Below are 20,735 nucleotides of genomic sequence, written 5' to 3'. Positions count from 1 at the left end.
ATCATGCATATTCTCGCCACCACATCCTCGTCGCTGGACGACCTGATCGAGCCGGTTGATCTCAACCAGCCCCAGGCGGATGTGGTGGTGCTGTCTTTCTCGTCCAGCGACCTTGCAGGTCTGCAGCGCGCCTGGCCAGACGACTCAGGCGTTTCGCTCAGCGTCGCCAATCTTTCCGAAATGCGCCATCCCATGTCCGTCGACCTCTGGATCGAAAAGACGGCGGAGCATGCCAAGCTGATCCTTATCCGGATTCTGGGTGGGGCGGATCGCTGGCGCTACGGCGTCGATCAGCTGGCGAGGATGGCGCGCAGGCGCGGCATCAAGCTCCTTCTTCTGCCCGGTGAGTGCAGCGAGCGCGACGAAAAGCTCGAGGCGCAATCCACTATCGACCAGACATGGCTCGCCTCGATCCTCTCCTTCTTCCGCGAAGGCGGTCCGGAGAATATGCGCCGCCTTTCGGAAGGCCTTGCCGCCTTTGCTAAAACCGATGTCTGGCCTGGCGTCACGCCGGAACCGCTGCCGAAATCCGGCTTCTATCTCCCGGGTCTTGGCGCCGTGCATGTCGATGACGCCCTCGCGGCTTTTGTCCCAGAAGCTCCAAGACTTCCCATCCTATTCTACCGCTCCATGCTTCTGGCTGCCGATGTTGCGCCGATCGATGCGCTCTTCGAGGCGCTGAAATCCCGCGGTTTCGCACCCCTGCCGATCTTCGTCAGTGGTCTGAAGGATGGCGACGCGATCCGATTTCTGGAAGAAGCGCTCGTACCGCTGAAACCCGCTGCCGTCATCGCAGCCACTGCCTTTGCCAGCCAGACGGATCAGGACGGCAAGAGCCTGTTCGACCGGCTGGGCGTGCCAGTGTTTCAGGTCATCATGGCGACGACCCGGCGCGATGGCTGGGCCGAAAACATGCGGGGCCTCAATCCATCCGACCTCGCCATGCATGTGGTGCTGCCGGAACTCGATGGACGTATTCTGGCAGGTGCGATCTCCTTCAAACAGGCCGATCCTGCCGGTCGCCAAGGGATGATCAATGCTCCCGAGCCAGACCGGGTCGAGCAGGTCGCTCGTCGTATCGCCGCCTTCCTTCGGTTGAAGCAGACTGCGACCGAGGAAAGACGTCTTGTCATCCTCATGCCGGATTATCCCGGTGCCGCACCCGGTCGGACGGGCTATGCCGTGGGTCTCGACGTACCGCAAAGTGTGCTGGAAATGCTGCGCGATCTGCAGGAAGCAGGTTATGCGGTCGGCGATATTCCGGCCACCGCACGGGAGCTTCTGGATCGGATCGAGACGGAGTGCGCCGCCCTTCCTCTCACCCGATACCGAACCTATTTCGACATGCTTCCAGAACAGGCACGCGCTGGAATGGCTTCGGCCTGGGGCGATGCCGCTGACGACGAAGCTGTCGCCGATCAGGCCTTCCGCTTCCGCGCCGCCCGCTTCGGTTCCGTCGTCGTCGCGCTTGCGCCAGACCGCGGGCGCCAAGCCGACAGGCGGGTGGATTATCACGATCCGGCCTTGCCGCCGCGCCACGCGCTTGCGGCTTTCGGTGCGTGGATGCAGCAGGATTTCGATGCGCATGCGATCATCCATGTCGGCGCTCACGGCACGCTGGAATGGCTTCCGGGCAAGACGGTCGCTCTGTCGCAGACCTGCTTTCCCGAAATCGTGACCGGGTCGCTGCCGGTCATCTACCCCTTCATCGTGTCCAATCCAGGTGAGGCTGCTGTCGCCAAACGACGGATCGCTGCCGTGACGATCGGGCACATTCCGCCTGTACTGGTGGCCGCCGGTCTATCGACGGAGCAGGCGGCGCTGGAACAACTGGTCGACGAATATGCTCAGGCCGATGGGCTCGATCGCCGTCGCCGCGACCGTCTGGCAAAGCTGATTGTCGAAAAGGCCTTCGAGACAGGACTCGCCGCCGATGCCGGTATCGGCGCGGAAGAGGACGCGGATTCGGCGCTGACACGGATCGATGCCTTTCTGTGCGACCTGAAGGATTTCGCCATCAAGGACGGCCAGCACGTCTTCGGGCGCTGCTCAGATGATGAGCCGGATTCCTTGAGGCGTGAAAGTGCTGCTCAAGAAAAGGCGGCACTGCTGGCTGCGCTGGATGGTCATCATATTGTGCCGGGCCCCTCGGGTGCGCCCGCACGCGGGCGACTGGATGTGCTGCCGACCGGGCGCAATCTTTATGCCGCCGATCCGCGCACCATGCCGACACCGACCGCCTTCGAGCTTGGGAAGGCAGCGGGCGAAGAGGTGCTGCGTCATCATCTGCAAAGTCACGGCGACTGGCCGCGGCATCTGGTTTTCGATCTCTGGGGTTCCGCATCACTGCGCAATGGCGGCGAAGATGTCGGCCAGGCACTGCATCTGATGGGTGCGCGTCCGATCTACGATCAGGCGACCGGCCGGGTGAACGGCATCGAAGTTTTGCCGCCGGCCAAGCTCGGACGCCCGCGGGTGGACGTGGCCTTCCGCATTTCGGGCCTGTTCCGCGACATGTTCCCGCCTCTGATTGCCCTTCTCGATGCGGCGGCAAGGACGATTGCTTCACGCGAAGAGTCGCCCGGCGATAATCCTCTGGCTGAGGAAACGGCCTCTCTCGGTCATATCCCAGCACGCATTTTCGGCTCGGCTCCCGGTACCTATGGCGCTGGCATCGAAGAGGCCTTGGCAAGCGGCGATTGGGACGAGCGGGACGAACTGGGCCAAGCCTATCTGGATGCGGCCAGCCACGCCTTTGGCGGGGCAGATGGCCTGTCGATCCTTTCCGATTCTGGCTTTGCTGCCCAAGTCGAACGTGCCGAACTTCTGGTTCATACCGGCGACGATCCGGGTCGCGATCTTCTGGATGGTTCGTCCGACGTCGCCTTCATCGGTGGCTTTGCCGCCGCCAAGGCAAAGCTCGGACAGGCCGCGGACGTGGTGGCGCTGGATACGACCGATCCTGCCCGGCCGCGTGCCCGCTCCATCGCCCAGGCAATCACCCGCGTGGTGCGAGCCCGTGCCGTCAATCCGCGCTTCATCGCCGGACAGATGCGCCATGGTCCGCGCGGTGCGGCTGAATTTGCAGAAACTGTCGATCGGCTGATCGGCTTTGCCGAAACCACACAAGCTGTTTCCTCGTCGCTGATCGAAGCGCTCTACGATGCCTATTTCGGCAATGAAGAGGTGCGCGATTTCATTTTCCGGGAAAACCCCAAGGCTGCGGAGCTGATGGCACAACGCTTCCTGTCTGCACGCCGCCGCAACCTTTGGCACAGCCGTCGCAACGCCGTGGATGCGGAACTGGAAATGCTGATCGCTCCGCGGTCCTCCGAGGACTCGTCCAAGAGGATCTCGGCATGAACCCGCTCGCCCCGGTCCAGCCCTTTTCTCGCAGAGGCGTCTGCCCTGCCCTCTCCGCCCCGATGCAGACGGGCGATGGACTGTTGTCGCGCGTGGCCTTTACCGCTTCGCTGTCGCCAAGCGATCTCGACCGTCTCAGCGATCTCGCCCGCCGCCACGGCAACGGGCTTCTTGATGTGACCGCTCGCGGCAGCCTTCAATTTCGCGGATTGACGGCCGAAAGCGCTGTTGAACTGGAGCATGATGTGCTGGCGCTGCAGCTGCCATTGCGTCAGGGGCTTGCTGTGGAAGCCTCACCGCTTGTCGGGATGGACGATAGCGAAGTCGCCAATCCTGCCCCGATCCTTGAACTGATCAGCCAAAAGGCCACGGCCGTCGGTCTCGATACGAAGCTGGCCGCGAAGATGTCGGTCATCGTCGACGGCGGCGGTCTGGCTCCGATGGGTGGGCTGCTCGCCGATATCAGGCTCAAAGCGGTCCAATGGGACGGCGACGTTCTCTGGCTGTTGATGCTGGGCGGCACGGAAGAGAAGGCCCTGCTCGCAGGAGCCCTGCGAACGCAAGATGCCGCGGATTGCGTGATTGACCTCCTCATTCACTTGGCGCGGCGAGGACCGGATGCGCGTGGGCGCGATCTGGATATTGCGGCTGCGCGTGGTGTATGCGGCGATCGTCTCATGTATGTTGCATCAGACGTGCGCGCGCCAACGCGTGACGTCGGGGTACCGAAGAAACCCGATCAGCGCAGACTGTGGGCGCTCAACGATCGCCTCTGCGTCGCCGTTATCGCTCCCGCTTTCGGGCAGATAAGTTCGGAAGCGCTGTCTACGCTGTGCAAGATTGCGGTCGATCTCGGCGTTCAGTCCATCCGGCCGGGTCCGTCGCACGGGCTCTATGCGCTTGGGCGTCACCACGTGTGCACTGCTCTTATGGAATACGCCGAGACGGCAGGTCTCATCGTCAGCAACAATGACCCTCGGACCGCCATCGCGGTTTGCGCCGGCGCGCCATCCTGCGCATCGGCTTATGCCCCGGTTCGAGCGCTCGCAGAGTTCGCAGCCAAAGAGTGCGGCACGATGCTCGACGGCTCCTTTACCTTACATCTTTCCGGTTGCGGCAAGGGCTGCGCGCATCCGGCATCCGCGCTCCTTGCCTTTTCAGGCACGTCGGAAGGTTTTTCCTTTGGCTATCAGGCCAAGGCTTCAGCGTCGCCTGATGCACGCTTGACCATCGATCAGCAGAGGGCCGGGCTTTCCAGGCTTGCCCGCCTTTACGAAAAAGAACATAAGCCCGGAGAAAATGCCCGCAGCTTGCTTGTCCGATTGGGCAAGGACAGGATTGTCGCGGCGCTCCGACAGGACGAGATATGACGACTTACGACTATATCCGCAATGGCGATGCGATCTACGAGCGCTCCTTTGCCATCATCCGTGAGGAAGCGGATCTTACCGCCTTCACGCCCGAACAGGCGGATATTGCCATTCGCATGATCCATGCCTGCGGCCAGGTGGAGGCAGCGCGGCACTTTCGCTTTTCCGACGATTTCGTTTCGGCTGCGCGTGGCGCGCTCGCCGCGGGAAAGCCGATTTTGTGTGATGCGGAAATGGTGGCGCATGGCGTCACACGGGCGCGTCTGGCGTCTGGCAATGCCGTGATCTGCACGCTGCGCGATCCGCGTACGCCGGACCTGGCGAAATCCCTCGGCAACACCCGGTCCGCGGCGGCCCTCGATCTCTGGGCCGATCACCTTGACGGCGCTTTGGTTGCCATCGGCAATGCGCCGACGGCGCTGTTCTATCTCTTGGAAATGCTGGAAAGAGGCGCCCCTCGTCCGGCAGCCATCATCGGCATGCCGGTCGGTTTCGTCGGGGCGATGGAATCGAAGGACGCGCTGGAAGAAAGCACGCTCGGCATTCCCTACGCCATCGTCAAAGGCCGGATGGGCGGCTCTGCGATGACGGCTGCTACCGTCAACGCCGTTGCGAGGGCGGGCCTATGAGCGCTGCCCTTTACGATCCGGCGCCTGAAAAGGCACTGAAGGGCAAGGTGATCGGCGTCGGCACCGGCCCCGGCGACCCCGATCTTCTGACGATAAAAGCCGTGCGTACCATCGAAACGGCAGACGTGCTCGCCTTCTTCTGCAAGCGCGGCAGCAAGGGCAATGGCCGCGGCATCGTCGAAAGCTTCATCCGGCCCGGCACGCTGGAAATGCCGCTCGTCTATCCGGTGACGGTCGAAAGCGACAAGAACGGTGACGACTATCGCGGCGCGATCGCCGCCTTCTTCGATCAGTCGGCACGCGACATCGCCGTCCATCTGGATGCGGGTCGCACCGTTGCGGTTCTGTCGGAAGGCGATCCGCTATTCTACGGTTCCTATATGCATCTGCATCTGCGGCTTGCGCCCAACTATCCGGCGGAAGTCGTTGCGGGCATCACCGCCATGTCCGGTTGCTGGTCGATGACCGGACTGCCGCTCGTGCAGGGCGACGACATCTTGAGCGTCCTTCCCGGTACGCTTGGCGAGGATGCGCTTTTCGAGCGGCTTTCCGGCACGGATGGCGCTGTCATCATGAAGGTCGGTCGCAATCTGCCGAAGATTCGCCGGGCGCTCGAAAAGGCCGGCAAGCTCGAAGGCGCGCTCTATGTCGAACGTGGCACCATGGCAAATGGTCACGCGATACGGCTCATCGAGCGCGATGAATCGCCTGCACCCTATTTCTCTCTGGTTCTGGTGCCTGGCTGGAAGGATCGCCCGGCGGGAGAGATTGCGTGAGCCCGTCCTCCACCGGACGCCTGACGGTCGTCGGCCTTGGGCCCGGGAATCTGGCGCAGATCACGCCGGAGGCACTGGCGGCAGTAGACGAGGCAGAGGATTTCTTCGGCTATATTCCCTATCTCGACAGACTGTCTCTGCGTCCAGACCAACGGCGTCACGCATCGGATAATCGCGAGGAAATTTCACGCGCGGAGGCAGCGCTGACATTGGCCGCTTCTGGTGGAAAGGTCTGCGTTGTCTCAGGCGGAGATCCGGGCGTCTTCGCCATGGCGGCTGCGGTCTGCGAGGCGATCGAGAACGGCCCTCCCGAATGGCGCAACATCGACTTTTCAGTGGTGCCCGGCGTCACCGCCATGCTGGCTGTCGCAGCAAGGGCAGGCGCGCCCCTCGGTCACGATTTCTGTGCCATTTCGCTCTCCGACAATCTGAAACCATGGTCGCTGATCGAAAAGCGGCTGGCGGCCGCGGCTGAAGCCGGGTTCGTCATGGCCTTCTACAATCCCGTCAGCAAGGCAAGACCGCATCAATTGGCGACGGCCTTCGATGTGCTGCGGGCACACCTGCCTGGCTCCGTGCCTGTCATATTCGGTCGCGCGGCCGGTCGTGCGGATGAGCGCATGCGGGTCGTGCCTTTGGCCGAAGCGTCGAGCGACATGGCCGACATGTCAACCTGCATCATTGTCGGGTCTATCGAGACCCGCATCATCCAGCGCGAAGGCCAGCCGTCGCTGGTTTATTCGCCGCGCTTTTCCAAGAGGGAAAGCTGATGGCGGATTGCGGAGAGCGCAGTCTCGATATCCGGCACCACGACGCTCACCGCATCGGGCTCTTGGCGAGCGGGGCGGTCGATCATGATCACAGGAATGCCAAGCGTGCGGGCAGCTTCGATCTTCGCATAGGCGGCCGTACCGCCGGAGTTTTTCGAGACGATCACCTCGATGCCGTCGCCCTTCAACATGTCGATCTCATCGGCAAGCGCAAAGGGTCCACGCGCCGTGATGTAGCGCGCATTCGGAACTTCAAGCGGCGGGTCTACCGGATCGACGCTGCGGATCAGATAGCGATGCTGGGGCGCGGTTTCAAAGGGCAGGAGCTCCTGTCGGCCAAGCGCCAGAAAAGCGTTTGTGCTGGTGGGACCCAGTGCGGTGACCGCTTCCTCGACGCTTCCCACGTTCAGCCAACGGTCGCCCTCCCGCGCCACCCAAGCCGGGCGCGACAGTCTGACAAGAGCGACGCCTGCCATGTCAGCAGCCCTTACAGCATTGGCGGAAATGCGCGCCGCATAAGGGTGCGTCGCATCCACCAGCAGATCGAAACCTTCCTCGGCACTATAGCGCGCCAGGCCCTCTGCGCCGCCAAAGCCGCCGACGCGCATCGGGACGGGCTGCTTGACCGGGTCCTTCGTGCGGCCCGCCATGGACAACAGAATTCGGTAGCCGGATTCGTCGGCAAGCTTTCCAGCCAGGATGCGGGCATCCGCCGTGCCGCCGAGAATGAGGATGGAGCGTGTCATGGTTCGTGAATATGCCGGAACACCTGCCACTGCCAGCAAAAAACCTGCGCCATGGCTCTCCATCGTTGGTATCGGGGAGGATGGTCTTGCCGGGCTGGCTGAAAACGCTCGTCGCGCGATCGAGGCTGCCGAGGTCGTCTTCGGCGGCAAGCGCCATCTTGAGCTTGCCACCGATGCCATTACCGGCGAAGCGCGGCCCTGGCCCGCGCCCTTCGATGTCGGCATGACGGAGGTCGTCGCCCTCTCTGGCCGCAACGTCTGCGTTCTCGCGTCCGGTGATCCTTTCTTCCACGGTGTCGGCGTCACCCTGTTGCGGCTAGTCGATCCGGTAGAGGTGATTACCTACCCTGCTCCCTCCTCCATCTCGCTTGCCGCATCGCGTCTGGGCTGGGCCTTGCAGGATACCGCCTGCATTTCCCTGCATGGACGTTCCATTGACCTCATCCGACCGCATCTTCATGCTGGCGCGAAGATCATCGCGCTGACATCCGATGCCAGCGCCCCGGCGCTGATTGCCACCCTTCTCAAGGAGGCGGGTTTTGGCAGGTCGATCTTCCATCTGCTCGAAGCACTTGGCGGCACCCGCGAAAACGCCCGCACGACGACGGCCCAGGACTTTGCCTTTGCGGATGTCGATCCGCTCAATGTGGTCGCAATCGATGTGGTTGCGGATGAAGCGGCACGAATCGTTTCCTTCGCCAGCGGGCTGGACGACTCGCTGTTCGAACATGATGGGCAAATGACCAAGCGCGAGATCCGCGCCGTCACGCTATCGTCGCTTGCGCCTCGCCATGGTGAGCTGCTGTGGGATATCGGTGCTGGTTCTGGTTCGATCGGGATCGAATGGATGCTCTCGCACCCGTCGCTGCGGGCCATCGGAATCGAGCAGAATACGGAGCGGGCAGAGCGCGCCATGCGCAATGCCGACGCCTTCGGCGTGCCTGGTCTTGATGTGGTGATCGGCACGGCACCGGACGCTTTCGAAGGCCTGCCAACCCCCGATGCCATCTTCATTGGCGGCGGCGGCAGCGAGGCAGGAGTTTTAGAGGGCGCAATCAGCGCCTTGAAGCCGGGCGGTCGCCTTGTCGCAAATGCTGTGACACTGGAAATGGAGGCCATGCTGCTCTCCGCTCAATCACGACTCGGCGGCTCTCTGATCCGGCTTGAGGTGGCGCGTGCATCGCCTGTCGGGCAGATGCAGGGCTGGCGTGCGGCGATGCCCGTCACACAATGGGCTTGGGTCAAACCGAAGGATGTGCCGTGATCGTCGCTGGCGTCGGGTGCCGCAAGGGTGTGAGCCCCGAGGCGGTAATGGCTGCGCTTGGGCAGGCATCTGCCGAGCACAAGGTCTCATTCGCCTTCATGGCCACGGCGCCCTTCAAGGCTGATGAGCCAGCCTTGCTGGAAGCTGCGACCCGGCTTGGAATGGCTTTCGTCGTGGTGGCGCAGGCCGATTTCGACGCTGCCGCCGCTCGGACGCTGACCCGATCCGCATTGAGTTCGAAACATGCCGGCTCGCCGAGCGTCAGCGAGGCATCGGCGCTCGCCGCGCTTGGTGAAGCGTCGAGACTGATCGCCCCGCGTATGGTGATAGGCGATATTACCGTGGCCTTTGCCACGTCAGGAGACAAGATATGACGGTTCACTTCATTGGCGCTGGCCCCGGTGCCGCAGATCTCATCACGCTGCGCGGACGCGATCTGATCGCTGCTTCGCCCGTCTGCCTCTATGCCGGTTCGCTGGTGCCAAAAGCGCTGCTCGACTATTGCCCGGAAGGTGCGCGCATCGTCGATACGGCAGCCTTGTCGCTGGACGAAATCGAGGCGGAGTTCGTTGCCGCCGCGCGAGACGGCAAAGACGTGGCGCGGTTGCATTCCGGCGACCTTTCCGTCTGGAGCGCCATGGGCGAACAGATCCGCCGTCTGGAACGGCTGGGGCTCGACTACACCGTCACACCCGGCGTGCCATCCTTTGCCGCCGCGGCCGCCACGTTGAAGAGAGAACTGACAGTGCCGGAGGTGGCGCAGAGCCTGGTGCTCACACGCATTTCCGGTCGGGCGTCGAAAATGCCGGAGAGCGAAAACCTCAAGGCATTCGGCGCGACCGGTGCGACGCTTGCCATTCATCTTGCGATCCACGCCATCGGTCAGGTGGTGGAGGAATTGACGCCGCTTTACGGTGCCGATTGCCCGGTCGCCATCGTCGTGCGCGCCTCCTGGCCGGAAGAGCGCGTCATCTCCGGTACGCTGTCCGACATCGTCTCCCGCCTCGCGGAAGAGCCGGTCGAGCGCACTGCGATGATCTTTGTCGGCAAGGGTCTTGCCTCGTCCGATTTTCGCGAAAGCGCGCTCTACAGCACCGACTATGTTCGGCGGTTCCGAACACCCACGGCCGAGTAGTCTCAGCGCGCCTTCAGAAAATCTTCTGCAAGCTCCACCCAGAAGGCGGTGCCGATCGGGATGATGTCGTCATTGAAGTCGAATTTTGGGTGGTGCAGCGGCGGGTCGTTGTCGGTGCGCTTGGTGCCGAGGAAGAAATAAGAGCCAGGACGCTTTTCCAGCATATAGGCGAAGTCTTCCGCTCCCATGGTCGGGCGCTCCATTTCCAGAACCTTGTCGGCACCGGCAAAGCGCGTTGCGAGCGCTCGAATGTAATCGGTTTCCGTCTTGTGGTTGACTGTCGGGCTGTAGCCGCGCTCATACTCCAGTGTCACGCTCATGCCGTAGCTGGCCGCCTGCCCTTCGGCGATCATACGAATGCGCTTTTCCAATTCGTCGCGGGCTTCCGGATCGAAGGAACGGATGGTGAGCAGCATTTCCGCCGTCTCGGGGATGACATTGCTCGCCTTGCCGCCGTGAAAGGCACCGACGGTGACCACCGCCGGCATCAGCGGATGCACGTTGCGCGACACAACCGTTTGCAACGCCATGATGATGCTGGCGCCGGCAACGATCGGGTCCGAGGCGCTTTGCGGCTCCGCCCCATGGCCGCCATAACCGTTGACGGTGATCTTGCACTCATCCACTGCCGCCATGACCGGGCCGTCGCGCAGAACGAAATGGCCGAAGGGCTGGCTCGGGTCGTTGTGCAGGGCAAAGACCGCATCACAGGGGAAGCGGTCGAACAGGCCATCCTCGATCATGATACGCGCCCCACCGAAATTCTCTTCCGCCGGCTGGAAGATCAGATGGATCGTGCCGTCGAAATTGCGGCGCTCGGCAATGATCTTTGCGGCACCCAGCAGCATCGCCGTGTGGCCGTCATGGCCGCAGGCATGCATCATGCCGGGCGTTTCGCTTGCATAATCCGCGCCGGTTTCCTCGTCGATCGGCAGGGCATCGATGTCGGCGCGAATGCCGACGCTGCGGTTGCTCGTGCCGTTGCGCAAGGTCGCGACGACACCAGTGCCTGCCAAGCCCCTTGTTACCTCATAACCCATCTCCGCCAGGCGTCCTGCAACGAAGTCGGAGGTCTTGAATTCGGACAGGCCGATCTCCGGATTGCGATGCAGATAGCGGCGGATTTCAACCACCTCTTCCATGACGTTCGACGAAGAGGACAAGGTGACGGGGTGTAGGGTCATGCTGTGCTGTTCCGTAGCTTTGTCGCAGCAGACGAGCTGCCGGAGACGTTCTTCAAGCAGCATGGATAGCAATATCGCGCGCTCTTGATAAGGCCACGTCGTCGTCCGTCAGGATTTGTCTTCTTGCGCAGCGATGAAACAGATGGCATGGAACTGAAAATGCCTTGAAACATTCAAAACCTTCTGGTCACATCAGTTCAGGAAGACGAATGCCAAGCAGGTATGGGGAGATTTCAGGGAAGGCAGGGACAATTTCGCGCGGAGGAGTTTGCGAAATGTCCGGCACCGGCGCGAGGCGCACTCGCGTGACGATCCATTCTCGAGAAACTATTGATATTATATACTGAAATACGCACGCCCCGATTTCACCATGTCGGGCGGTAAGATTTGTCCTCGCTACCGTGTGCTGGTTCGCGGTGGTTCAGCAAAGGTTCAGGATCAGCGCGAAATAAAGCTTGCCACATTGTTTCACTCTCGATGAGAACTCTGAAACAGTTAAGGGTTAAAGACTAGCCTAAAGCACTTCACTCAGGGTCCAGAATACGAGCCGATGTCATTTCATATAACGCCGCCCGCCGCCGCCCGTGATTCCGAAACCAAGCAGATCGATCACAACGACTCGATCCGGTCCGTCTATTTCAATATAGACGAGCTGAAGGCTTGCGGATCGGACCTGTCTCAATCGGGCTCCCCTGCCCTCCCAGGCTTTATGGAATTCGACTTCTTCGCGCGCCACCGCGAAAACGAGAAGGAGATTCTGCGCGTCTATCGCACCACAGCGGTGGATTCGGAAAATGGCCTGACGATTACGCCGGCTGCGGAATGGCTGCTCGACAACCATTATGTGATTGAAGAGGCGATCCAGGAAGTCCGCCGCGACTTTCCGAAGAAATTCTATCGCCAGCTACCGACGATGCGGGTCGGCAATGCCGAGGTCCCGCGCGCGCTGGCGCTGGCCTGGCTCTACGTCGCCCATACGCACAGCACGGTGTCGCGCGAAAGCCTGACTGCGCTTGTCGAAGGTTTCCAGACCCACAAGACATTGCAGATCGGTGAAATCTGGGCGCTGCCGTCCTTCCTGCGCTTCGTGCTGATCGAGAACCTGCGCCGCATCTCCATTCGTGTAGAGCGCTCGCGTCGCATGCGTCACAAGGCCAATGAGGTGGTGGACGAGATTATCCGCCTCAACGATGCCGAGCCATCGGCGGAATTCCTCAAGCAGATCGACCCTCTGGTGGACGATCCGACATTCGCGACCCAATTCCTCTATCGCCTGAAGAACGGTTCGCAGACCTCGAACTTCGCCCTGAACTGGCTCGAGGAACGCCTCCACAGCGTCGGCACCGACGCCGAAAACGTGATGATGGCGGAGCATAACCGCTTGGCATCCGGCAATGTGACGATGGGTAACATCGTCAGGAGCCTGCGCGAGATCGACGATACCGAATGGTCCGTCTGGTTCGAAGATGTCAGCCATATCGACAAGGTTCTGCGTGAGCAGACCGACTACGAAACGCTCGATTTCGGCTCGCGCAATACCTACCGCAACAATGTCGAACTCCTGGCGCGCCGCTCTCCGAAAACCGAAGTCGAGGTGGCCCAGCTTGCCGTCGACATGGTGGCGGAAGCTGCCAATTCCAAGGATGCCTATCCGCATCAGCCGAATGTCGGCGCCTTCCTCGTCGGTCAGCGCCGCAAGGAGCTGGAGCAGCGCATCGGCTATAACCCGTTGTTTGCCCAGCGTGTGGTGCGCACCATGCGCCGTTTCAACTGGCTTGCTGTCGCCGTCCCGGTTCTGGTCCTGACGGCGATTGCCATGCTGGCGGTCGGCTGGTTCCTGGCTGAGGCTGGCATGCCCTGGTATGTGGTCAGCGCATTCCTGCTGATGTTCGCGCTTCCGGCGTCCGAAGGTGCCACGGGCCTCTTCAATACGCTTGTGACCTTCTTCGTCAAACCGTTCCGCCTTGTCGGTTACGAGTTCAAGAACGGCATTCCCGAAGATGCCCGCACGCTGGTTGCCGTGCCCTGCATGATCACCAGCCGCGATGCGGTTGACGAAATGATCCGCAATCTCGAAGTCCACTATCTCGCCAACCCGCACGGCGAAATTTACTTCTCGCTGATCAGCGACTGGCGCGACGCGCAGCAGGAGCAGACCACCGAGGATGTCGAGCTTCTGGAATACGCCAAGCGCGAAGTGGCGACGCTGTCTGCGCGCTACGCCTTCGACGGCAAGACCCGCTTCTTCCTGCTTCACCGCCGCCGCATCTACAATCCGTCCGAAGGTTGCTGGATGGGCTGGGAGCGCAAGCGCGGCAAGCTGCACGAGCTGAACCTGCTGCTTCGCGGCGACAAGGACACGACCTTCCTCAATGGCGCCAATACGGTGCCGAAGGACGTCAAATACGTCATGACGCTCGATGCCGATACGCGCCTGATGCGCGACGCGGTCACCAAGCTCGTCGGCAAGATGCATCACCCGATCAACCGTCCGGTCCACGATCCGGAAACCGGTCGCGTGATCCACGGATATGGCCTGTTGCAGCCGCGCGTAACCCCGTCGCTGACGACCGGCAAGGACGCGTCGGTGTTCCAGCGCGTCTTTTCGATCAGCCGTGGTATCGATCCTTACGTCTTCACCGTGTCGGATGTCTATCAGGACCTGACCGCAGAAGGTTCGTTCACCGGTAAGGGCCTTTACGACGTCGACGCTTTCGAAAAGGCTCTCAAGGGGCGGATCGATGAAAATGCCGTTCTGTCGCACGACCTTCTCGAAGGTTCGTTCGCGCGTTGCGCCCTGGTGACCGACGTCGAACTCGTCGAAGACTTCCCGACCCGTTACGAGGTGGAAGTCTCGCGTCAGCATCGCTGGGCGCGTGGCGACTGGCAGCTGCTTCCCTACATTCTCGATCCGGCGCGCGGCGTTACCGCGCTTGGTCGCTGGAAGATGATCGACAACCTGCGTCGCTCGTTGACGCCGATTGCATGGTTCGTTGCCTCCGTTCTCGGCTGGTACTTCATGGACCCGTTCGGCGCGTTGATCTGGCAGATCCTGCTGATCTTCTCGCTCTTCGTTGCGCCAACGATCTCGCTGCTCTCCGGCCTCGTTCCGCGTTCGACCGATATCGTGCCACAGGCGCATTTCCATACGATCTGGTCGGAAATCCGCGCCACCAATGCGCAGGTCGCGCTTCGCATCGTCTTCATTGCCGATGGCGCCTGCATGATGGCGGATGCCATCGCACGTTCGCTCTACCGCCTCTTCGTCAGCCGCAAGCTGATGCTGGAATGGCGCACGGCTGCCAGCATTCAGTCCAGCGCGCAGGGCAGCGTCTTCGATTATTACAAGCAGATGTGGCATGCTCCTGTCGTAGCCCTGCTTGGCCTGCTCTTTGCAGCGCTTCCCGGCGATAACGCCTTCCTCGTCGGCATTCCGTTCGCGCTTCTGTGGGTCTTCTCGCCTGTGGTTGCCTGGTATGTCAGCCAGTCGGCGGAAACCGAAGACCGGATGTTCGTCTCCGAGCATGTGTCGAGCGAGTTCAGAAAGATCGCGCGTCGCACGTGGCGTTACTACGAGATGTTCGTCAACAAGGACGAAAACTATCTGCCGCCGGACAATTTCCAGGAAACACCGACGCCGGTCGTTGCCAGCCGTACGTCGCCGACCAATATCGGCGTCTATCTGCTGTCGACGATTTCCGCCCGACAGTTCGGCTGGATCAGCTTCTCCGACACGATCGAGCGTCTGGAAAAGACCATCGAGACGGTCGAAAAGATGGAGAAGTATCGCGGTCACCTCTACAACTGGTATCACACCGATACGCTTCAGACGCTTGGTCCTCGTTACGTCTCTGCGGTGGATAGCGGTAACCTTGCCGGGCATCTGATCGCGATTTCGTCTGCCTGCCGCCAGTGGGCGGAGGCACCGTCTGCACATCTTCAGGGCAATCTCGACGGTATCGGCGATGTCGCCGGCATTGTCCGCGAAAGCCTGAAGGAGCTGCCGGACGATCGCAAGAACCTGCGTCCGCTGCATCGTCGTCTGGAAGAGCGCATCATCGGCTTCTCCAACGCGCTCGCCTCCGTCAAGCGCGAGCACGAGTTTGCCTCCATTCGCGTCATCAACCTCGCTGTCCTGGCGCGCGATATCCAGAAGCTCGCCGCCAATCTCGATCTGGAGGTGAAGTCCGAGCAGAGCGCGGAAATGACGCGCTGGGCTCAGATGCTGGTGGATTGCTGCGAGGCGCATATTTCCGATAGCGCCTTCGATCACTCGACCATCGATTCGCTTCGCGAACGGCTGGCTTCGCTTCGTGATCGCAGCCGCGATCTCGCCTTCTCCATGGATTTCGGCTTCCTCTACCGCAAGGACCGCCGCCTGCTTTCCATCGGCTACCGCGTGGAAAGCCAGGAGCTGGACGAAGCCTGCTACGACTTGCTGGCTTCCGAATGCCGACTGACCTCGCTCTTTGCCATTGCCAAGGGCGATCTGCCGACGGAGCACTGGTATCGTCTCGGCCGTCAGGTCGTTCCGATCGGCGCCCAGGGTGCGCTGGTCTCCTGGTCCGGCTCGATGTTCGAATATCTGATGCCGCCGCTCGTCATGCAGGAGCGTCAGGGCGGGATTCTCAACCAGACCAACAATCTGATCGTTCGCGAACAGATCAATCACGGTCGTCGCCTTGGCACACCGTGGGGTATCTCGGAAGCGGCCTTCAATGCCCGCGACCATAATATGAACTACCAGTACACCAACTTCGGTGTGCCGACGCTTGGCCTCAAGCGTGGTCTTGGTCAGAACGCGGTCATTGCGCCTTACGCCTCGATTTTGGCGGCGCAGTACGACCCGGATGCAGCCCTCGAAAACCTAGAAAAGCTGCGCAAACTCGGCGCGCTTGGTCGCTACGGCTTCCATGATGCTGTCGACTTCACGCCAACCCGCGTGCCGGATGGCAAGGTCTGCGCTGTCGTCTATAACTACTATGCTCACCACCATGGCATGTCGATTGCGGCTGTCGCCAACGTCGCCTTCGACGGTTTCCTGCGTGAACTCTTCCACGCAGATCCGGTGATCGAAGCGGCCGAACTTCTGCTGCAGGAAAAGGCACCGCGCGAAGTGCCGGTGATGAGCGCCAAGTACGAGCCGGAAACACCCGGCAAGGAACAGGCCGATCTGCTGCGGGCTGAAATCCGCACCGTCACCGATCCCGCCATCCGCGACCGCGACGTGGTGTTCCTGTCGAATGGTCACTACTCGACGATGCTGACGGCAACCGGTGCCGGTTATTCCAAGTGGAACGGCCAGGCGGTGTCCCGCTGGAAGGCCGATCCGACGGAAGACCGTTGGGGCACGTTCCTGTTCCTGCGCGATACCACGACCGGACAATGGTGGAGTGCGACAGCCGAACCCCGTGTCGCCGAAGGCGAGACGACCAAGACTGTCTTCATGGACGACCGCGCGGAATTCCACAAAACCGTGGGCGATCTGCAGAGCGTCGTTGAGTGCATTGTCGCCACCGAGCATGATGCCGAAGGCCGTCGCATCACGCTTCTGAACGTTGGTACGGAAGATCGCTTCATCGAAGTGACCTCCTATCTCGAGCCGGTCATCGGCAAGGAAGATGACGACAACGCCCATCCGCTCTTCTCGCGCATGTTCGTGCAGACGGAGATCGGCAAGCGTGGTGACGTCATCCGCGCATGGCGCAACAAGCGCTCGCCAAGCGAACCCGGCACCATCATCGCCCATCTGGCGGCAGACAATGCCGGCTCGTCGCGTGCGACCGAATACGAGACCGATCGTGCCAAGTTCATCGGTCGCGGCCGCACCCTTGCGGAAGCGGCAGCCTTCGATCAGGGTGCCTCGCTCTCCAATTCGGATGGCTTTACGCTTGATCCAATTCTGTCGCTGCGCCGGGTCGTTCGCGTGCCGGCCGGCAAGAAGGTCAGCGTGATCTTCTGGACGATCGCGGCCCCTGGCCGTGAGGATGTCGACAAGGCGATCGATCGTTACCGCCATCCGGATGCCTTTGCCCATGAACTCGTTCATGCGTGGACGCGCACCCAGGTGCAGATGCGCCATGTGGGCGTCACCTCGCAGCAGGCAGCAGCCTTCCAGCATCTCGGCCGTTATCTCGTCTACCCGGACATGCATCTGCGTGCCGATGCCGAGACGCTCAAGACCGGGCTTGCCTCGCAGCGTTCGCTCTGGTCTCTGGCCATCTCCGGTGACTTCCCGATCTTTGCGCTGCGCATCAACGACGACATGGACATGGATATCGTCCGTGAGGCGTTGAGCGCACACGAATACCTGCGCTCGCGTGGCGTGATCTTCGATCTTGTCATCGTCAATGAACGCGCAGCATCCTATGCGCAGGACATGCAGCATGCGCTGGATCACATTTCCGAAGCGCAGCGCCGCATCAACCCGGCAGATGGCGGTCGCCCGCACGTCTTCTCGGTGCGCCGCGACTTGATGGATGAGGAAACCTGGGCAGCCCTTCTTGCTGCCTCGCGCGTCGTGCTTCACGTCCGCAACGGTAAGATCGTCGACCAGGTCAATCGCGCCGTGTCGCTGTTTGCCGCCAATCGTGGACCGGATAGCGCAAATACGGCTCTTGCTCGCGTGCCTGCGCCGGCCTATCCGGTTGCCGATCCCGTCGAGGACACCAACGATCTCGATTTCTGGAATGGTTTTGGTGGCTTCACCAAGGATGGCCGCGAATATGTCGTCCGGCTCAATCGTGGCCAGGCGACCCCGCATCCGTGGATCAATGTCATCTCCAACGAGAAGTTCGGCTTCCATATCTCGGCAGAAGGCGCCGGCTTTACCTGGAGCCGCAATTCGCGCGACTACCAGTTGACGCCATGGACGAATGACCCGGTCACCAACCGACCGGGTGAGGCGATCTATGTCGCCGATGCCGAAAGCGGAAAGATCCATTCGCCATTCGCTGCTATCGGTCGCAATTCGGAAGCCGTCTTCGAAGCCCGTCACGGCCTCGGCTACTCCACCTTCCGCAGCGTGGATGATGGTCTCGACATCGAGGTGACGCAGACGGTCGATCGCGAGAAGCCGGTGAAGCTCTCGCGCCTGACCATCCGGAACGTCGGTACGCAGAACCGCCGCCTGAAGACCTATGGCTATGTCGAATGGGTGCTGGGCAACAATGCCCAGAAGTCTGCGCCGTTCATTCTCAGCAGTCTTGATGAGGACACCGGGGCGCTCTTTGCCTCCAATCCATATAGCATCGACTATAATGAGAGAACGTCGTTCCTGTCGCTCGATGGGTCATCGACCAGCTTCACCACCAGCAAACGGGAATTCATCGGCCGCTTCGGCACGATCCATGCCCCGCAAGCGGTGGTCACGGGTGCTGCTCTTTCCGGCGGCACGGAACTCGATGGCGCGCCCTGTGCGGCATTGATGCAGGAAGTTCATCTGAAGCCCGGTGAAGAGCGCCATGTGCTCTTCTATCTCGGCGATGCCGATACGGTAGATGAAGCGCGCGCGCTTGTGAAGGATATCCGCAGCGCGGATTTCGACACGGTGCTTCAGGCCAACAAGGATTTCTGGAAGGGCTTTACCGGCCAGTTGCAGGTATCGACGCCGGATGCCGGCTTCAACCACCTCGTCAACACCTGGCTGCCTTACCAAGCATTCTCCTGCCGCATCCTGGCGCGTACGGCTTTCTACCAGTCGAGCGGTGCCTTCGGTTTCCGCGACCAGTTGCAGGATACGCTTGCCTTCCTGCTCTACCAGCCGGATCTTGCCCGTGCGCAGATCATCCGCGCTGCTGGTCGTCAGTTCGTCGAAGGTGACGTCCAGCATTGGTGGCTGCCGCTGACCGGTGCCGGTGTTCGCACCACGATCTCCGACGACGTGGTGTGGCTTGCCTATGCCACCTACCAGTACCTCGCCACCACCGGCGACAAGGCGATCCTCGAGGAGGATATTCCATTCCTCAAGGGTGCGGCTCTGATGCCGGGCCAGCATGATGCCTTCTTCCAGCCGGAAACGAGCGAGAAGAACGGAAGCCTCTACGAGCATGTGGCGCTCGCACTTGATCTTGCCATCCATCGCACCGGCGAAAACGGTCTTCCGTTGATGCTTGGTGGTGACTGGAACGACGGCATGAACCTCATCGGCATTGGTGGCAAGGGCACCAGCGTCTGGTTGGGCTGGTTCCTGGCCGGTACGCTGCGCGACTTCATTGCCATCGCCGAAGAACGCCGTGATCTCGACCGCGTCGAACGGTGGAAGACGCATCGCGACAAGTTGCGTGCGGCACTCGAAACAGCTGGCTGGGACGGTGACTATTACCGTCGCGGTTATTTCGATGACGGCACGCCGCTCGGTTCTTCCTCCAGCGAGGAGTGCCAGATCGATTCGCTCGGACAGAGCTGGAGCGTGCTTTCCGGCGAAGGCGAGGCGGATCGTTCGCAGCAGGCCATGAATGCGGTGATGAGCAAGTTGGTGGACGAGGATCTCGGCATCATCCGCCTCTTCACCCCGGCTTTCAGCCGCACGCCGCACAATCCCGGCTACATCAAGGGATATCCGCCGGGCGTTCGTGAAAATGGCGGTCAGTACACCCATGCCGCAACGTGGGTGGTGCTCGCGCTTGCCAAGCTTGGACGCAGCGAGGATGCATGGAAGTGCTTCTCGATGCTGAGCCCCGTCAACCATGCGCTCAATCGCGAGGCGTCCGAGACCTACCGTGTCGAGCCCTATGTTGTGACGGCGGATGTCTATGGCGAGAACGCCTATGCCGGTCGCGGCGGCTGGAGCTGGTACACGGGCTCTGCCGGCCTGCTCTACCGTGCGGCGGTCGAAGGCATCCTCGGCATCACCCGGCACGGCGGCAAGCTGCATATCGCGCCTTCGCTGCCGGAAGCCTGGGATGGTTTCTCCGTCCAGGTGACGATCGACGGCACTGCCCGTGACGTCTCGGTCAAACGCACCGCAGGCTCTTCGGACATCGCTGTCACGATCGACGGCAAACCGGTGAAAAGTACAGATCGCGCCATCCCGTTCGACTGAACCGGGCTCCGGACGCCACGAAACGATAGAAGCCACGGCGCGTAACAGTGCCGTGGCTTTTCATTGCGTAGGGCGCGGCTTAAAGCGTCCGGCGGTTTTTCAAAGTTGATTTGCAGGTTTTCCAGTGACGCACAGCCGCATCAGCGTTTCACGCGAAAAAGGTGGTGAGCGAGGAAACCGCTCGCATTTGGGGTGCTCTCCGCCGCCCATTCCTGCCGCCGACTGATCCTGGCTCATCCCTGTCGATCACGTCGTCAACCGACATGGCTCGCCTTGAGCGAAACGCAGGTCGCCTGCCCTCGACCGTAGGTCACGCTGACCACAAAAGCGGCACGCAATCAACGTCTTGTCGCAGCGATAACCCACGCGTTACAAATCATCCTGCCCGTTTAAAAGAGCATCTAGATCCTGCGGCTTAGTGGTGCGTATTGATCGTTCGATCTCGCGATCGTAAC

Annotated in this window: 11 protein-coding genes; 9 read left to right on the top strand and 2 right to left on the bottom strand. The window is 61.4% G+C overall.

Going from position 1 to position 20,735, the window contains the following annotated elements:
* Nucleotides 1-3: 3 nt before the first annotated feature.
* The 5 genes from cobN to ACTJK5_RS20175 are packed head-to-tail and all read left to right on the top strand — an operon-like array spanning nucleotide 4 to nucleotide 6,908.
* A complete protein-coding gene (cobN, locus tag ACTJK5_RS20195) occupies nucleotides 4-3,363 on the top strand; it encodes a cobaltochelatase subunit CobN (protein WP_440613093.1) in 3,360 nt (1,119 codons plus the stop codon).
* Nucleotides 3,360-4,733: a precorrin-3B synthase gene (gene cobG / locus ACTJK5_RS20190; RefSeq protein WP_440613092.1), complete on the top strand. Its 1,374-nt coding sequence runs from the start codon at nucleotides 3,360-3,362 to the stop codon at nucleotides 4,731-4,733. Before cobN ends, cobG begins: the two co-directional genes overlap by 4 nt.
* The gene (locus tag ACTJK5_RS20185; protein ID WP_111848656.1) at nucleotides 4,730-5,362 is read left to right on the top strand and encodes a precorrin-8X methylmutase; all 633 of its coding nucleotides are present in this window, start codon (nucleotides 4,730-4,732) and stop codon (nucleotides 5,360-5,362) included. Before cobG ends, ACTJK5_RS20185 begins: the two co-directional genes overlap by 4 nt.
* A complete protein-coding gene (locus tag ACTJK5_RS20180) occupies nucleotides 5,359-6,138 on the top strand; it encodes a precorrin-2 C(20)-methyltransferase (RefSeq protein WP_111848655.1) in 780 nt (259 codons plus the stop codon). Before ACTJK5_RS20185 ends, ACTJK5_RS20180 begins: the two co-directional genes overlap by 4 nt.
* Nucleotides 6,135-6,908, top strand: coding sequence for a precorrin-3B C(17)-methyltransferase (locus ACTJK5_RS20175; protein ID WP_440613091.1), 774 nt, complete (start codon nucleotides 6,135-6,137; stop codon nucleotides 6,906-6,908). The genes ACTJK5_RS20180 and ACTJK5_RS20175 overlap by 4 nt, the downstream gene beginning before the upstream one ends.
* Here ACTJK5_RS20175 and ACTJK5_RS20170 read toward each other — a convergent pair.
* Nucleotides 6,875-7,654, bottom strand: a complete 780-nt coding sequence (locus ACTJK5_RS20170; RefSeq protein ID WP_440613090.1) for a cobalt-precorrin-6A reductase — start codon at nucleotides 7,652-7,654, stop codon at nucleotides 6,875-6,877. The two genes, ACTJK5_RS20175 and ACTJK5_RS20170, sit on opposite strands and share 34 nt — an antisense overlap.
* On the opposite strand from ACTJK5_RS20170, the gene cbiE reads away from it, so the two are divergent.
* Genes cbiE through cobM form a run of 3 tightly spaced genes read left to right on the top strand, consistent with a single transcriptional unit; the run spans nucleotide 7,653 to nucleotide 10,053 of the window.
* The gene (gene cbiE, locus ACTJK5_RS20165; RefSeq protein ID WP_440613089.1) at nucleotides 7,653-8,918 is read left to right on the top strand and encodes a precorrin-6y C5,15-methyltransferase (decarboxylating) subunit CbiE; all 1,266 of its coding nucleotides are present in this window, start codon (nucleotides 7,653-7,655) and stop codon (nucleotides 8,916-8,918) included. The two genes, ACTJK5_RS20170 and cbiE, sit on opposite strands and share 2 nt — an antisense overlap.
* Complete coding sequence (locus tag ACTJK5_RS20160) at nucleotides 8,915-9,292, top strand: cobalamin biosynthesis protein (protein WP_274103511.1); 378 nt, start codon at nucleotides 8,915-8,917, stop codon at nucleotides 9,290-9,292. The genes cbiE and ACTJK5_RS20160 overlap by 4 nt, the downstream gene beginning before the upstream one ends.
* Nucleotides 9,289-10,053 (top strand): precorrin-4 C(11)-methyltransferase, encoded by a 765-nt coding sequence (cobM, locus tag ACTJK5_RS20155; protein WP_274103510.1) that lies wholly within the window; start codon nucleotides 9,289-9,291, stop codon nucleotides 10,051-10,053. Before ACTJK5_RS20160 ends, cobM begins: the two co-directional genes overlap by 4 nt.
* 2 nt (nucleotides 10,054-10,055) lie before the next feature.
* Here the strand turns inward: cobM and ACTJK5_RS20150 are convergent, their stop codons facing one another.
* Nucleotides 10,056-11,195: a M20 aminoacylase family protein gene (locus ACTJK5_RS20150; protein WP_113267566.1), complete on the bottom strand. Its 1,140-nt coding sequence runs from the start codon at nucleotides 11,193-11,195 to the stop codon at nucleotides 10,056-10,058.
* A gap of 592 nt (nucleotides 11,196-11,787) precedes the next feature.
* Between ACTJK5_RS20150 and ACTJK5_RS20145 the strand changes: the two genes are divergently transcribed.
* Nucleotides 11,788-20,280 carry a GH36-type glycosyl hydrolase domain-containing protein gene (locus ACTJK5_RS20145; RefSeq protein ID WP_440613088.1) on the top strand — a complete coding sequence of 2,831 codons (8,493 nt, stop codon included), beginning with the start codon at nucleotides 11,788-11,790 and terminating at the stop codon, nucleotides 20,278-20,280.
* Nucleotides 20,281-20,735 lie beyond the last annotated feature (455 nt).

Source organism: Agrobacterium sp. 22094 (genome assembly GCF_052046015.1).
Lineage (GTDB): Bacteria > Pseudomonadota > Alphaproteobacteria > Rhizobiales > Rhizobiaceae > Agrobacterium > Agrobacterium cavarae.
The sequence above is the reverse complement of the archived record's forward strand: the minus strand, read 5'-3'. Positions and strand labels throughout refer to the sequence as shown.

Coding starts and splice junctions, on each gene's coding strand:
- cobN (WP_440613093.1), top strand. CDS start 4: ATGCATATTCTCGCCACCACATCCTCGTCGCTGGACGACCTGATCGAG.
- ACTJK5_RS20170 (WP_440613090.1), bottom strand. CDS start 7,654: ATGACACGCTCCATCCTCATTCTCGGCGGCACGGCGGATGCCCGCATC.
- cobG (WP_440613092.1), top strand. CDS start 3,360: ATGAACCCGCTCGCCCCGGTCCAGCCCTTTTCTCGCAGAGGCGTCTGC.
- cbiE (WP_440613089.1), top strand. CDS start 7,653: ATGGTTCGTGAATATGCCGGAACACCTGCCACTGCCAGCAAAAAACCT.
- ACTJK5_RS20185 (WP_111848656.1), top strand. CDS start 4,730: ATGACGACTTACGACTATATCCGCAATGGCGATGCGATCTACGAGCGC.
- ACTJK5_RS20145 (WP_440613088.1), top strand. CDS start 11,788: ATGTCATTTCATATAACGCCGCCCGCCGCCGCCCGTGATTCCGAAACC.
- ACTJK5_RS20150 (WP_113267566.1), bottom strand. CDS start 11,195: ATGGAAGAGGTGGTTGAAATCCGCCGCTATCTGCATCGCAATCCGGAG.
- cobM (WP_274103510.1), top strand. CDS start 9,289: ATGACGGTTCACTTCATTGGCGCTGGCCCCGGTGCCGCAGATCTCATC.
- ACTJK5_RS20180 (WP_111848655.1), top strand. CDS start 5,359: ATGAGCGCTGCCCTTTACGATCCGGCGCCTGAAAAGGCACTGAAGGGC.